This is a genomic window from Wolbachia endosymbiont (group A) of Rhinocyllus conicus, from assembly GCF_947250775.1.
Taxonomy (GTDB): Bacteria; Pseudomonadota; Alphaproteobacteria; order Rickettsiales; family Anaplasmataceae; genus Wolbachia.
In genome coordinates, this window is the sequence record NZ_OX366349.1 from 795,554 (window position 1) to 809,791 (window position 14,238).

A 14,238-nucleotide genomic window follows, 5' to 3' on the forward strand; every position below is an offset into this window, starting at 1 on the left:
TTAAATTTTAAAATGTTGTATATGTAATTGAAATACAGGCAGAAGAGCGTTTCTGCTAGTATCATAGTTAAACCTCACTTCAACGATTATCTACTATTTTAAATGTTTAGTTTTAAGAAAGGATAAATATTGGTATATAGCTAAAGTGAACAGGTGCAAAATGTGCTATACCGCGGCGCTAACGAGTAGCGGAATGACGGCATATCAAATTGTAGCTAGCTATAGAACGTTCCCTACTAGCTTATTCATGAATTGACGTAGTATTGATACATCGCTCATTTTAGTAGCTGGATTTTCTGTATATTCTGATTGACTTGATGATTTTTGTACCTCTTGCTCTTCTAAATCGTTGGACTTATTTTCTATATCCTTAACAGAGTTATTGCATTGTGTATCATTTTTTGGTGCGTTATCTTGAAGTGTAAGTTGCTTTTCTTCAGTAAACTTTCCTTTAATTTTTCCAAATCCTTCATAAATATTTTCTAAATTCAAGTAAATAAGATAACAAACTCCAATAACTGCTATAATAGATGAGGCAGTTGCAATTGTAATACTTCCTTGAGAAGCGCTGAATATTACCGCACAGGCTAAAGCAGTAAATACAAGCGTTGTCACTACTTTACAAACAACATTATTGACATACTTCACAATATCGCGTGCTTTTAACTTCTTGCCAAAATTGCACTTCAGTTCAGTTCTCATATCATCTGGAATAAGCGCTCTACCCATTGATTTCTCTATTCCTTTTATAATTTTATAATACTCTTTGCTCCATAATCTTTCGGGTAGTATTAACTGCTTTGGGTCAACACCATTTTGCACTAATTTTACACAGAACTTGATCGTGTTATCACGGCTCTTAGGATTGACCAAATTATGTTTATCTTTTGTCGTCTTAGTAATTAGCGCTACTTGTAGTGGTGTGCGTTCTTTTTCGTTAGTGGCGTTTGCAGCTTTACTAAATTTCTCTTTTTCCACCGAATTTAAAATCAACTCTAAACATGTAACTTTTTGTTCTCCTTTGAATGAAGCAATATAGTGCAGAGCATTTTTTTCATCTTTATCTTGCACGGTAATATCTGCACCATTTTGTAAAAATAACTCTAAGGCTTTATATCTATTTGTTTTTTCAAATTTTCTATCTGTACATGATCGATCCTCATTCTTTTCTTTTATATGCTGAAGCAACTGATGAAGAGGTGTTTGCCCTTCCTTGTTAGTAGTATTTACAGCATTACTAAATCTATCTTTATCTGAAATCAACTTCAAACATGCAACTTTTTGTTCTCCTTTGAATGAAGCAATATAATGCAGAGCATTTTTTCCATCTTTATCTTGCACAGTAATATCTGCACCGTTTTGTAGTAATAGCTCTAGGGTTTTATATCTCTTAGTTTTCTCAAATTTCTTAAGTGATCGGTTCTCACTCTTCTCTTGTATGCGCTGGAGTACCTGGTGGAGCGGTGTTTGCCCTTCTTTTTTATCATTTACAGCTTTTATAAATTGTTCTTTTTGGCTTGCTTCTAGCAATATATGGAGAAGTTCAAGTTTTTGTTTTGTTTCAGGTTTAACAATCAAGTGTAAAGCATTATTATCATCTGTGTCTTTAAGGCTAATATCTGCCCCTTTTTGCAATAGTTCTTTAAAAAGTTCTTTATCATTATTTTTAATTGCTAAATGTAATTGATAATTATCATTACTATCTGGAGTATTTATGGTATGTGGTATAATTTCTTTAATTTTTGCTTCTGTATTGATTTTTATTTCTGGCTTTAATTTAGATTTCTTTCCTTGCTCTGCTAATTTTTCTAAGAAATTACGATAGTATGTCTTTTGCTCTTCTTTTAAGCCTTGTAATTCTTTTGTAGATAATCCTAAATTATCAGAGCTGGCTCCATGCTCTAACAATTTTGTAAGAAACTTAAGTGTGTTATCATTATTTTGGATCGTATGAGACTCATGTTTTTCTTTTGTTATCTTGTTAATTAGTGCCACCTGAAGGGCGTCCTGATTTTCACTATTAATGAGTTGTGCTAAATCTTCCTTGGTGACCGTTTTTATTAGGATACCCAGAAACTTGCATTTCTGTTTCTTTTCGAGCGATGCAATAAGGTGTAAAATATTATTTCCTTTTTCATCTTTTATGCTGCTAATCTCCGTACAATCTTTTAGATATTTTCTAAATTTCCTGTTATTTCCATTTTTGATCGCTTTTAGTAATTGAACATTATTATTCGTTATTCCGTTGCTTATTTCTACTTCATGATCATCTTCAACATCGCTACCGTAGCCACTCTCTGTTTCACTGTCCCTACGATCATTTTGGTTGTGGGTAAAACAATATTTGCTATTATAAGTAATTTCTGAAATTGCTTGCTTTACTCGCTCTTTTGTTTCATTTGGTGTTTTTTTCGATCGTTCTATTACTTCATCTAGCACTGGAAGGAAGCATTGGACATAATACCTATAATATTTTTCTTGTTCTCTAAGTGATTCTTCTAATTTAGTTAATACTTCAGAGCTAGCACCTTCCTCAAATAACCTTTTGCACTTCTTGAGGGTTCCATCTTGACCTCTTGGTTTTTCACGCTTGTGTTTTTCTTTTTTTACCTTTCTCTCTATAGTGCAGTGCAATTGCTCGTCTTTTCTATCCTGCTCTCGCTTTTTATTTTTATCTATGCATTCGTCTAATTTATCTGCATTAGTAGCTAGTGCGCTTAGATCTATACCCATACTAAAACCCCAATATTAAAAGCTATTTAAGTTGTCAGCACTAAACTAACAACCAAGAAGTTTGACTTTTAAATTGAGCTAAACGTTGTATATGTGATCAAAATATAGGTGGAAAGGCAGAAAACTAGTTTCTATTAGAAAATCTGTTATCATAGTCAAATCCTCACTTGAACAGTTGTCTACTATTTTAACCATTTAATCTTAAAAAATAATAAATATAGCTAAAGTGAGTAACTGCAAAACGTGCTACTGGCTAAAATATAGCTAAACTGACTTACGACAATTTGAAAAACCGTCATTCCGCTACTCGTTAGCGGAATCTATGCTGAGATACCGCGGCGGTATGACGGTTCGCGGCGGTATAGCTATAGGATAAGAAACTATAGCTGCAGATCGATGCTTTTATAAATCTTCCAGACTTGGTTTTTCTTTTAGTTTTTTAAGTCTTTCTTTATTTAGTATGGAGCTTATCTCTTCTACACTTTTATCAATATCATCATTGATTATTACATAATCATATTTATCACGTTTGCTTATCTCTTTTTGAGCTTCGGCTAATCTGCGCTCTATTTCATCCGCACTGTTGCTATTACGCTTTTGCAGGCGTAACCTCAGCTCTTCCATTGAAGGGGGAAGTATAAAAACACTTACAACTTTTTTTCTCATGAGCTTGAATAAGTGAAATGCCCCTTGCCAGTCTATGCTTAGTAAAACGCTTATTCCACTGCTTAAGTTTTGCTCTATAAAATCTCTTGGTATACCATAAAAATTCTCAAAAACTTTGGCGTATTCAAGCATCTGACCAGCTTCGCATAACTCGTGAAATTTTTCTTCGGTAACGAAAAAATAGTCTTTTCCATTTATTTCGCCAGAGCGAGGCTTGCGCGTAGTCGTAGAAACAGACCTAACTAAATTAGTTGATCGCTCAAGTAATTTTTCTGATATAGTAGTTTTTCCAGCTCCAGAAGGAGAGGATAGAACCAATAATATGCCCTCACTTTTTATGGTCATTTTTCTTTGCATTTTTTAATATGGCGCTTTTTGGATCAGAGTTTAAAAAGCTAGAGCCTTCTAAATTAGAATTTGATAAGTTGGTGCCAATGAGAGAAGAGTTATCAAAGACAGTATAGCGCAAATCGGTTTTTTCAAGATTTGCCTTATTCAAATTAACGTTTACAAACTTTGCTCTACTCAATGTTGAATTAGAAAAATCAGCATTTTCTAAATTCATATTCTTAAATTCAAAGTAAGAATAATTTACATTAAATTTTTCACCCTGTGATATTTTCTCTTGCAAATCTCCAATTGAAGTTATAGCATTTTCTAACCCTGCAAGTTTTTTCTGCCCTTGATTGTCAATCAAAATTGAATTATCAAACTTGCAATCTGTTAAATGAGCATCAGCAACTGAACTTTTATATATGCTTGAAGAGTGAAAAGACATATCACTAATTGTTGAATTGCTCAAATTGCTAAGAAAAAAGCTAGTTTTCCTAAAGGCATTAGCGTGAAGCAAAGAAGATCTGAAATCGCTTTCAATAAAATTTGAATTAGTTACTTTTAAATTGGACCAGCTCGAATTATCAGCTAATAAATTAAAGAATGTTGAATTTTCTATTTCACTGGAATCAATATTATGGTGAAAAAGTGTACTGTTATAAACTTGAGAGTCTTGGATTTTTATCTTATACATTGAAGTTGTAGAAAGGTCTGAATCTTCTATCTTCGCAGAGGTGAATAGTGAATGGTCAAAAAATGAGCCATTCATGTCAGAATTCGCAACTTTAGTATTATGAAACTTTCCGTGACGAATGTCAGCATTAGAGACATTAACTTGATGCAGTTCACTAAAACTAAAATCAATATTGGATAAATCAGCATCCTGAAGACTTGCTCCAAAAACATATACATGTTTTATCTTGGAACCATTTAGTATAGATTGAACAAAACTTGAATTATCGTCATTCACATAGGAAATTTGTGTGTTGCTTAAATTAGCTTCGTCGAAGTTACTGTTAATTATGATAGAAGAATTAAGGCAGGCATCGGAAAGATTGCTACCTGTAAAGTCTGATTCTTTTAACTCTGCACCATATATGTTAGCATTTTTTAATGAAGAAAATTGTATCTTTAATTTATATGCATCCACTCCAAAGAAACTTGCATTATCAAGGTTATTTTTCTGCATAACAGTATCGTTTATTTCACTATCATTAAAATTTACGTAGCTAACATTCGAGTTTGATAAGTTGGAGAGATTCATTTGCACATTCGAGAAATTAGTATGCAAACCAATTACGTTGTGCATACTTACTTTTTTGAGATCGGAACTGATAAAATCAGCATAACTAACATGAGACTGATCAAATACGATATCTGTTAAGTTTGCAGAAACAAATTTTGTAAAACTCAAATTTGTACCTTTTATTTTAATGCCACGTAAATTAGCATTGGAGAAATTAGCACCACGTAAATCAACATCAATGAAAGACACGTCGGATAAATCGGTGTTAGAAAAATCAGCACCAATCAGACTTACTCCATCAAAAACAGATCCACTTAGGTACAATTGGCTAAAATTAGCTCCATTTAAGTTAGAGCCAAAACCTTTCTTAAAATCTTCTGGCACGCCCTCTTTGTGGCACTGCACCAAAAATTCAGCAAAGTCTTTTTTACTGTAAGATACGTATTTTGCATCATGTAGAGCGTTTAAAAAATCACTAATCTGATTTTTTTCATCATTTGTTTCGTTTCCATAACATAAATGACCAACTAAAATTAATATCAAAAATCTAATCATCTTGCTTATCGCACTGCGACTCATTGTTTTCTTTCGTTTTCACAGCCCAATCGTAAATTGCTGAGCTTTCTTTATTGTCTATTTTTCTATCCTCCAAAAGGTGTGGCATCATTTCGGCAATCGCATTTATTATATTGATCTGCTTTTTTTCGATTGCTATATCAATTGGGGATTGAAAATTATTATTAACTACTCTAAGATCAGCGCCTTGTAATAAGAGAAAGCGCACTATGTCTACCTCACCTTGTTTAACTGAATAAATGAGAGGAGTATCACCCAATTTATTTCTAAACCTTAGTATCTCTTGAGTTGTTAATCCAATTTTTTCTAGCTTACTCATTATTCCTCTTAAGCAAGGTAAGTTATTTTTCTTAATACAGTAAAAAAATTGCTTACTGTAATCATCAATAAATACAGTTGTAGGAAGATGCTCATTAAGGCTATCATATTGTCGTTTATATATTGACTTGCTTTGTATATCTTTATGACCCCATTCTTTTATTGGTTCTCTGTTTAGCTTTGTCCATTTTTGTAAATTTTTCTTTTCACTTTGCTCTTCTTCATCTTTTTTAGTTATAGGTTTTACTCTATTGCGGTCCTTAGAATTATTGTTTGTTTCTTTCACTTTTTTTTCTTCAAACTGATTCTCTACTTTTTCTTTTTTTCCCTCTAATAATTGACTCGCATCACTTTTTGAAAGTTCATTATCTTTTATATCAATCTTCTGATCAGCTTGTAGATTTTTTTGCGGGTCAGTTGTATTCTCATTTAAATCAGCACTTAAAGGCAAAGGCTCTGGTTTCAAATCTTTATTCACTTCTTTATTGGCCACATTTGGTAAATTTCGAGCAAATTCGCCTGTACTTTCTTCTAGCTGGCCATTTGGCAAACCTTTATCAATCCTTTCACCTTCACTTATAGTTTTTTCAACCACAGAAGCTTTATTCTCGTTGTGTTGCAGCTTCTCTTTATCGGTTACTCTTTTTCTCTCAGCCTCTTGTGTTTGTTTAGCATCGACGTTGCTTTTCAACTCATCTTTTTGATTTGTGCTATCTTGCTTCCTTACACCTACATTTTCGTTTTTATGAACTGATTCAATTTTCTTTTCTTCAAATTGCTCTACAGCAAATAGGCTCAGTGATCCAAATACGACAACTAATAGTATGAAATATAAAATATTTTTCATAAATGTTCAAAACATAGGCTTAATTAAAATGATACTATAATCAAATGATTAATCTACAGTAAAAAATGCCTTAGGATTTAATTTATAAAAAAACAATAGATTTTTTGTATCTGTTCAGGGGCATCGCAAATATTGAAGCAAAGTGGTCAGTGCTTACTGTACGAACATTGTGATTTGAGAGCAATCTCCGCTAGGGAGGATGTCATCCCAGTGCCCAGACACTGGGATGGCTTTGTTGCATAGCAACCGAAAAAATCTGGTGGCTACTGACAAAATTCATTATAAATAACCATTTAACTGTTGAAGAAAAAATATGCCACAGAAAATGAAAGTCAGTAACCAAAACGAATATAACAAATTCCTTGAAAAAAGGGGAAATATTTTTCGTTACATCGATGAAGCTATCGAAAATTGGTATGAAAATAGTCCAAAAATGCAGGGCGGCAACTATATTTACAGTGATAAAGTCGTAATTTTGGTGCATATAATTGTCAATCTTTTTAGAATTGGGTTAAGACAAACGGTGGGGTTTATAAAAGGATATCTGCAACAAATAGGAAAAAATTTGGCAGTTATCAGCTATTCACAAGCATCAAGAAGGTTTAAAAAACTTAATATTAAGATAAATGATTGCAGGGTTGATAAAAGCAACATGGAAAATATTGAAATTATCATAGATAGCACAAGTATCAGCATTTACAGTAACACTCCTGGCCACAGTAAGGAAAACAGTGCAGATAGAAAGTACCGAAGCTACGAGCAAGTAAGAAAGTTACATGTTATGTTAAGTGTGAATAGTAAAAAAGCTATAGCTGCAAGATACAGTAATGGCGTCTACTCTGACCACTATGGAGCTTGCGATTTGCTTGAAGAAGTTAATTTTCAGCACAAAATAAAAGCATTATATGCAGATAGGGCATACGATAGGCACAAACTTTATAAATTGTGTAAGAAATACGATATAAAGACAAAAGTTCTACCAAAAAAGGATGCAGCAGAACATTCAAAAATAGATTATATGTCTGACAGGAATGCTGCTATTAGGTTAATAAAATTATACGGTGAAGATGGCATGAAAGAATGGAAAAAAGAAGTAAATTATGGGAAAAGATCTTATATTGAAGGGTTTTTCTCAAGATTAAAGCAAATATTCGGATTTAGTTTTAGGAATAAATCTGAGATAAATCGAGAAAAAGAACTGCTAATCAAATGCTATTTGCTTAATAAATTCACTGATATTGGTATGGCTAAATTTGAAATCATTACATAAATTTGTCGTAAACCATCACTGCTTAAGGTGCTATGCAACAAAGCCCACTGGGATCCAGAAAACTTAACTTTAAATAAGTGGCTGCATAATAAACTACACATTAAACCTAAAGTGTATTATATCGCCATCTTGTACGATATAATCTCTGCCTTCAAAGCGAATTTTTCCTGCGTCTTTGCAAGCTGATTCACTTCCATACTTTATGTAGTCTGCAAAGCTTATAGTTTCTGCTTTTATGAAGCCTTTCTCAAAATCAGTGTGGATTACACCTGCTGCCTTATCAGCTGTTGATCCTACTTTTACTGGCCATGCCCGTGCTTCTTTGGGGCCCACAGTAAAGAAAGTTATCATACTCAGCACTTCATACATAACACGCGCTACTCCATCAAGGCCTGATTCTTGTAAGCCAAATTCTGATAAAAAACTCTGTTTTTCCTCTTCACTATCAAGATTTGCAATATCTGCTTCAAGTTTTGCTGAAATGCAATAAAATTTGCTTTTATTTTCCTCTGCCATTCTCTCTACCTTTTGAGATAATTCATTGCCAGTTATAACATTTGTATCTTCAACATTGCAAACGTACATAACGGGCTTTGTTGTCAGCAATTGAAGTGACTTCATTTCGGCTTCGTCCATGTTTTCCAAACTTCTTGCAGGTTTACCGAGTTTTAAAGTAGCTAATACCTCTTGCATTAATTCAAGTTGTCTCTTTAGCTCTTTATCACCTTGTTTTGCTTTCTTTTCCAATTGAGGAAGCCTTTTTTCTATGCTGTCAATATCAGCTAGGATTAATTCCATTTCCACCACTTCAGCATCTGATATTGGATCTATTTTACTGTGTACATGGCTGATATCGTCATCCGTAAAGCACCTGAGCAGATGCACGATGGCATCAACTTCTCTGATATGGCTTAAAAATTTATTGCCGAGTCCTTCACCTTTGCTTGCGCCCTTTACAAGACCTGCAATATCCACAACTTCTAATTGATTATAAATTATCTTCTCTGAACCGGCAATTGCTGCGATTTGTTTCAAACGCTGATCTTTTATCGAAATCTTGCCTATATTTGGCTCAATTGTGCAAAAAGGATAATTTGCAGCTTCGGCTGCACTTGACTCTGTAAGTGCATTAAATAAAGTTGATTTTCCTATGTTTGGTAACCCAACTATACCACAGTTAAAGCTCATATTTGCTATTTAAAGCCATAATTATTGCACAATTTAAGAATTTCTGCTATACTTAATTAGTTACTTATTGACAGTTTTGTTGGTATAGTAATATATAGCTTAAATTAAGGTAAAAATTATGCTTCAATCTAGGGAACGGAAATTACCAACTAATAGCCAAGTAGTTAAGTATAATACTGCGGGCGATGGCAATTGTTTTTTTCATGCTGTGTTTGGTGATAATAGCTCTGGTCCATATAAAGCTGAAAGAGCGCAAGATATGAGAATGGAATGGCACAAATTTTTAAGTCAGTTTGAGTCATTGGATGATGCAAGTATGCCAGCTCCTTTAAGAGCTCAGCTAGAAAATGTTTTTAATATGTTTTTAAACAAGCCAGAGGATTTAACTGGTAAGTCCAAGAAAATAAAAGGATTAGCTGAACAAACAAATAAGAAAATCGAGGAAGCTGACAGTAAGACTCAGGAATTAAAAGAAGAAATTGTAAAAAACTTTCGTGATGATGGTGACTTCAGAAAAGTAATATATCCAGTAATAGAAAGAGCTATTACTCAGCGTAATGAGCGTAATATCGACTCTCCGAGAGACCAAAAAACTTTGCTCAGTGTTGAAGACTTGCTTAAAGAAGAAAATAAGGAGAGGTTATATGGTGATATCACAGAAGATCTTGAGTCTTGTGCATTAATATTGAATCCTAACCTCAGTAAAAAGGAGTATGGTAATACATATGACCCTAAAGTTATAAAAGATTCATTTTTTAACGATGAAGTTCTCTATAAAGAATATCTAGAAGCAATAGAAAGTAAAAGTTATTTTCCTTTCATTGGAGAAATTAGTATGTTAGCTTCTTTAGCTAACATTGAAATTAATGTCTACTACAAAGATAATAATAGCGAGGAGCAAAAAAAGTTTGAGCCAGATCCACAAATGATAAATAATGATGATCAGTTAAATCAGGTATTTAATCGTGAGAGTTATAAATTAAATGACGAGTTATGGGGTAGTAAAGAGCGAGAAACAATATATCTTGGAGGGAATCATTACTCTAGAGCTGAAATTGTAACTCAAGAATTAATAAGACAGCAGCAAGAACAAGAAGATTTCCTATTAGCAAAAAAACTTCAGGTAGACGAGATCTTAGAGTATTGTAACCTTTCAAAGGATATCTCTGAGAGAGCAGAGGTTGAGAAGAGATTTGATGAGTTATTGGCAGAAAATGCTAATGGAAAAATTTGTGATGTTGTAGAGCAGTGCGTTAGTGATATAAAGCAATACATAGAGCGCTCTGAAGAGCAAGACTCTTTGAACCCATCGTGTGGTATTGAAGAAACAAGGGTGGAAAAAGCATTTCATCATCAGCAACCAATACTTGTAAAGTAAATTTTCATAGCCCTGTATATTTTTATATGGGGCTTTTTGCAAGCATTTCATATAATATGCACTTGCAGTACGTACTAACCTAAATGCAAGTTGACCATGAAACTAGTTTAATCATCGATGCCATAGAGAAATTTGGTGGTGAGGCTAGGCTTGTCGGCGGGTGTGTGAGAGACTCAATTTTGCAGCGTGATGTCCATGATATTGATCTCGCTACCAATTTGCTTCCTGATCAGGTGATGAAAGCGCTAAAACTCCGTAATATAAAAACTATTCCAACTGGCTTAAAACATGGGACTATAACTGCGGTTCTAAATCAAAGATCTTTTGAGATCACAACACTAAGGCATGATGTGAAATGTGATGGCAGGCATGCGAAAGTAGAATTTACTAATAATTGGCAAGCTGATGCTTCAAGGCGTGACTTTACATTTAACGCTCTATATGCAGATAAGCATGGCCATATATATGATTACTTTGGTGGTATCGAGGATTTAAAGGCGCGAAGGTTAAACTTTATAGGCAACGCTGAAGATAGAATTAAAGAAGACTATCTACGTATTTTAAGAGCATTTCGTTTTCATGCAAAAATATGTGTCGGAGATTTGAGTGATGAAATACTAAGCGTATGCAAAAAGCATTCGCATATGATCCAAAACCTCTCTGGAGAGAGAATAAGAGATGAAATACTTAAATTGCTGGAGTGCAATGATCCTTTTCCAACACTTAAGAGCATGCAAGAATCTGATGTTTTGCAAAAGATTATCCCAAAAGAAGTAAAATGCGAAATTCTGTCTTCGTCACTTCTTTTGGGCACTGATGCACTAGTAAAATTAGCATTACTCCTTAGGACCACCAAAAATGACAGGCTAAGTCTTGGAGAATATGTAAGCAAATTTTTACGTCTTTCAAACAAGCAAAAGAAAAAGCTGCTATTTTTACTATCCAACGATATCAAAACAGAACTCTCAGAAAAAGAGCAAAAAAAATACATATCTTTATTTGGTAGAGAATTATATTGTGATTTAGTAAAAATTTGTGGTGTTGAGTCTGGAGAAAATGTTGATAAATACATTTCGTTTGCTAATACATTCAATATTCCAAAATTTCCTTTATCTGGCGATGATTTAATAAGTATAGGTCACCAGCCAGGAAAAAGTTTAGGTAGGAGCTTGGAGTTGCTAAAACAACATTGGGAAGACAGCTCCTACACTTTAACAAAAGAGGAGCTGGTGCTTTATGCTAAGAGCCTACTCTAACTGCTTTCCGACTGTTCAATGAATGTATGCTTGCAATATTAGTGTGACTCATCGAGGAATTAGGTGTGTATTCTTTTTTAGCTTTTTCTGTTAATTGGTATTCGTTTACTCCTCCTTGAGTTTGATTACACATTTTCTGATCTGGAGATAAAAATTTATCTCTTATGCTTGATGTCAGTTGTAACTCTTGAATCTTATCTGAAAAAAATCTCATTCTAGCTTCTACTAGCTCTTTCACAACAATTTCTTTAAGTAATTCTCCTGAGTCGTTATTATTATTATTTTTGCTATTAAAGCTGTGCAAGATAGAATCTCTAGTTGCAACTGCATCTTTTTCGTTAAAATTTAATTTTTTCATGCATTGCTTAACAGAAGTTAACAACTTGGCTTTTAACGTGTCATCTCGTAGTTCTTTACCTATATTTTTTTCAATGCAATGTTTGTTGACAACTTCTTTAACCTTGGCTTCTATGATCTCCCTTGCGGATTGTTTTAAATTACTTTCTAATAATTTAAGTAATTCTTTACTTTCAAATTTTCCACTATTTTTATTTGATAGAGATTTTATGGTTTCATCAAGCACGTTATGGCAAAAGTGCTTTTCTTTAAATTCAGGAAAATTTTCTTTCAACTCTTTATTTTTATCAGATAAAAAGTCATCAAGATTCTTATCCCTAAAAAGCTTATTGGGCAAGTTCCGCAATTTTGAAAGGGTTGATCTACTAGAGCTAGTAGTTGATTTTCCAGTAGATACTGCGCTTACCAAACTCACTGTATCTGACGCTTTAGTTTTTGTTTGTCCTTGTGATTTTTGAGTTTCTTCATCAATATCTTCTAACCTTTTATCAACACCCTTTAACTTTTCTTCCAACTTTTGTTGTTCTTGATTATTTAACAGTTGTTGTTGCATTATTTTTAATTGTTCTTCCATGTTTTCTTTTTCTCCCTGTAGTTTCTTAATATCAGCTTCCAATTGGCTTTCTACTTGCTTCTGCTCCTTTTGTAACTGCTTAATCAACTTCTCTTGTTCTGCAAGCTTTTCTTGTAACGCTTCATCTGATTCTTTCTTTAATTCTGCCTTTAGTCTTTCTATTAAGTCAACTTTTTTTCCCTGTAGTTGTTGCTCTTGATTATTTAGTGGTAGTTGCTGCGCTAACAATTCCATCACGCTCAAAGAAGTTTTATTTAAGGTATCACCTATTCCAGCTAACTCCCATTCTTTATTTCCTTCTAATATCCGTACTTGTTCTTGCAACCTAGCAACCTCATTTTCTGAGCTCTTTTTCTCTACTTCAGCAGTTCTTAATTGACTTCCCAAGCTCTCTAATTTGCGTTCTAACTCACGCTGACTTTCCTCATGCATTTTGCGTTCTTCTTTCATAGCTTTTAACTGCTCCTCTTTTTCACTATTTAAAGCATTAATTCTGTCTTTTAATTCAACATCTTCCTTTCTTTCTTGCTTCAATTCTGTTTCTTTTTGCTGTAGACAATTTATCTTCTCCAATTGTTCTGTTGACTCCTTCTCTTTTACAGATAAATTTTCCTTGAGCTTTGTTACTTGCGCTTGCAAATCTTCATTGTCTTTCTTAACAGCCTCATTTATATCTTTATTTTTATCGATAAGTGATTTAATGAAAGCTTCTTGCTCTCTTATTCTTTTCTCTTGATCAGATATAGTGCGCTGTTGTTCGTTATTTTTAGCATCCATTTCCTTTTTATCTTCATCTAATCCTTCATTTAACCGCATTAAACTATTTATTTTCGTGTCTTTTTCTTTCACCTCTACCAACTCTTCTTTGCATTCTGCAAGTTTAGATTCCAAATCCTCATTTTCCTTTTTTAAGAAGGCATTTTGTAAACGCTCAAGTTCTAGTTCCTGACTTACACCTTCCTCCTCTATGCTTACTTCTTCCATACTATCGTATTCTTCATCAATGAATTCATCATTTACTATAGTATCAAAACAACTCTCATCAGTGAACTCACTATTTTCTTCAGTTTGAACCTCTCCATCCTTACTTATTACTTCACTCTGGCTCCCTTTTTCTGCAACCTCAGGTTTTAAGTCAGCTCCAATATTTTTATCCGTTGTTTCAACACATTCGGTCTGCATTGTCGTATCTTGAAATGTTACTTTATTAGATAGAATATTTTCCGCCCATTTGTTCCATTTCTTTGGTAGTATTCGTCCAATCGTTTTTAAGTACAACCAAGCAAATACAGTAGACCAACTGTATTTTTTTTCCTTTCGTTTAACATTAATTTCATAATTAACCGTATTGTTAGTATTTAGCATAAAATCACCTTATTTTTTAACTTCGATTTACAGAAAATTTTAACAGTAGTAAAGTTATATATATTAGTATAAATGTTAAATAAATACTAACGCAGGTATCAAATTATGGTAAAGTCTTTGCCCGCCTAATA

The 14,238-nt window shown here is 33.4% G+C and carries 9 protein-coding genes; 3 read left to right on the forward strand and 6 right to left on the reverse strand.

From position 1 onward, the window contains the following. Positions 1–219: 219 nt before the first annotated feature. The 4 genes from OOK92_RS04015 to OOK92_RS04030 all read right to left on the reverse strand — a co-directional run bounded on the left by OOK92_RS04015 (position 220) and on the right by OOK92_RS04030 (position 6,719). A complete protein-coding gene (locus OOK92_RS04015) occupies positions 220–2,733 on the reverse strand; it encodes an ankyrin repeat domain-containing protein (RefSeq protein WP_264736327.1) in 2,514 nt (837 codons plus the stop codon). Positions 2,734–3,135: 402 nt separating this feature from the next. Next, the gene (gene gmk / locus OOK92_RS04020) at positions 3,136–3,744 is read right to left on the reverse strand and encodes a guanylate kinase (protein ID WP_253308926.1); all 609 of its coding nucleotides are present in this window, start codon (positions 3,742–3,744) and stop codon (positions 3,136–3,138) included. Further along, positions 3,728–5,533 (reverse strand): pentapeptide repeat-containing protein, encoded by a 1,806-nt coding sequence (locus tag OOK92_RS04025; RefSeq protein WP_264736380.1) that lies wholly within the window; start codon positions 5,531–5,533, stop codon positions 3,728–3,730. Before OOK92_RS04025 ends, gmk begins: the two co-directional genes overlap by 17 nt. Further along, a complete protein-coding gene (locus OOK92_RS04030; protein ID WP_264736328.1) occupies positions 5,526–6,719 on the reverse strand; it encodes an ankyrin repeat domain-containing protein in 1,194 nt (397 codons plus the stop codon). The genes OOK92_RS04025 and OOK92_RS04030 overlap by 8 nt, the downstream gene beginning before the upstream one ends. A 313-nt stretch (positions 6,720–7,032) precedes the next feature. On the opposite strand from OOK92_RS04030, the gene OOK92_RS04035 reads away from it, so the two are divergent. Next, positions 7,033–7,989: an IS5 family transposase gene (locus OOK92_RS04035; RefSeq protein WP_264735591.1), complete on the forward strand. Its 957-nt coding sequence runs from the start codon at positions 7,033–7,035 to the stop codon at positions 7,987–7,989. Positions 7,990–8,082: 93 nt separating this feature from the next. On the opposite strand, the gene ychF is transcribed toward OOK92_RS04035, so the two are convergent. Beyond that, positions 8,083–9,177, reverse strand: a complete 1,095-nt coding sequence (ychF, locus tag OOK92_RS04040) for a redox-regulated ATPase YchF (protein WP_264736329.1) — start codon at positions 9,175–9,177, stop codon at positions 8,083–8,085. Positions 9,178–9,295: 118 nt separating this feature from the next. Between ychF and OOK92_RS04045 the strand changes: the two genes are divergently transcribed. Beyond that, positions 9,296–10,555: a hypothetical protein gene (locus tag OOK92_RS04045; RefSeq protein ID WP_264736330.1), complete on the forward strand. Its 1,260-nt coding sequence runs from the start codon at positions 9,296–9,298 to the stop codon at positions 10,553–10,555. Between the two features lie 83 nt (positions 10,556–10,638). Then, positions 10,639–11,811 carry a CCA tRNA nucleotidyltransferase gene (locus OOK92_RS04050; RefSeq protein WP_264736331.1) on the forward strand — a complete coding sequence of 391 codons (1,173 nt, stop codon included), beginning with the start codon at positions 10,639–10,641 and terminating at the stop codon, positions 11,809–11,811. On the opposite strand, the gene OOK92_RS04055 is transcribed toward OOK92_RS04050, so the two are convergent. Continuing rightward, positions 11,795–14,107 carry a hypothetical protein gene (locus tag OOK92_RS04055; RefSeq protein WP_264736333.1) on the reverse strand — a complete coding sequence of 771 codons (2,313 nt, stop codon included), beginning with the start codon at positions 14,105–14,107 and terminating at the stop codon, positions 11,795–11,797. The genes OOK92_RS04050 and OOK92_RS04055 overlap by 17 nt on opposite strands. Positions 14,108–14,238 lie beyond the last annotated feature (131 nt).

Excerpts from the sequence above, each read along its gene's own strand:
- OOK92_RS04025 (WP_264736380.1), bottom strand. The coding sequence starts at position 5,533 with ATGATTAGATTTTTGATATTAATTTTAGTTGGTCATTTATGTTATGGA.
- gmk (WP_253308926.1), bottom strand. The coding sequence starts at position 3,744 with ATGACCATAAAAAGTGAGGGCATATTATTGGTTCTATCCTCTCCTTCT.
- OOK92_RS04030 (WP_264736328.1), bottom strand. The coding sequence starts at position 6,719 with ATGAAAAATATTTTATATTTCATACTATTAGTTGTCGTATTTGGATCA.
- ychF (WP_264736329.1), bottom strand. The coding sequence starts at position 9,177 with ATGAGCTTTAACTGTGGTATAGTTGGGTTACCAAACATAGGAAAATCA.
- OOK92_RS04035 (WP_264735591.1), top strand. The coding sequence starts at position 7,033 with ATGCCACAGAAAATGAAAGTCAGTAACCAAAACGAATATAACAAATTC.
- OOK92_RS04015 (WP_264736327.1), bottom strand. The coding sequence starts at position 2,733 with ATGGGTATAGATCTAAGCGCACTAGCTACTAATGCAGATAAATTAGAC.
- OOK92_RS04055 (WP_264736333.1), bottom strand. The coding sequence starts at position 14,107 with ATGCTAAATACTAACAATACGGTTAATTATGAAATTAATGTTAAACGA.
- OOK92_RS04045 (WP_264736330.1), top strand. The coding sequence starts at position 9,296 with ATGCTTCAATCTAGGGAACGGAAATTACCAACTAATAGCCAAGTAGTT.
- OOK92_RS04050 (WP_264736331.1), top strand. The coding sequence starts at position 10,639 with ATGCAAGTTGACCATGAAACTAGTTTAATCATCGATGCCATAGAGAAA.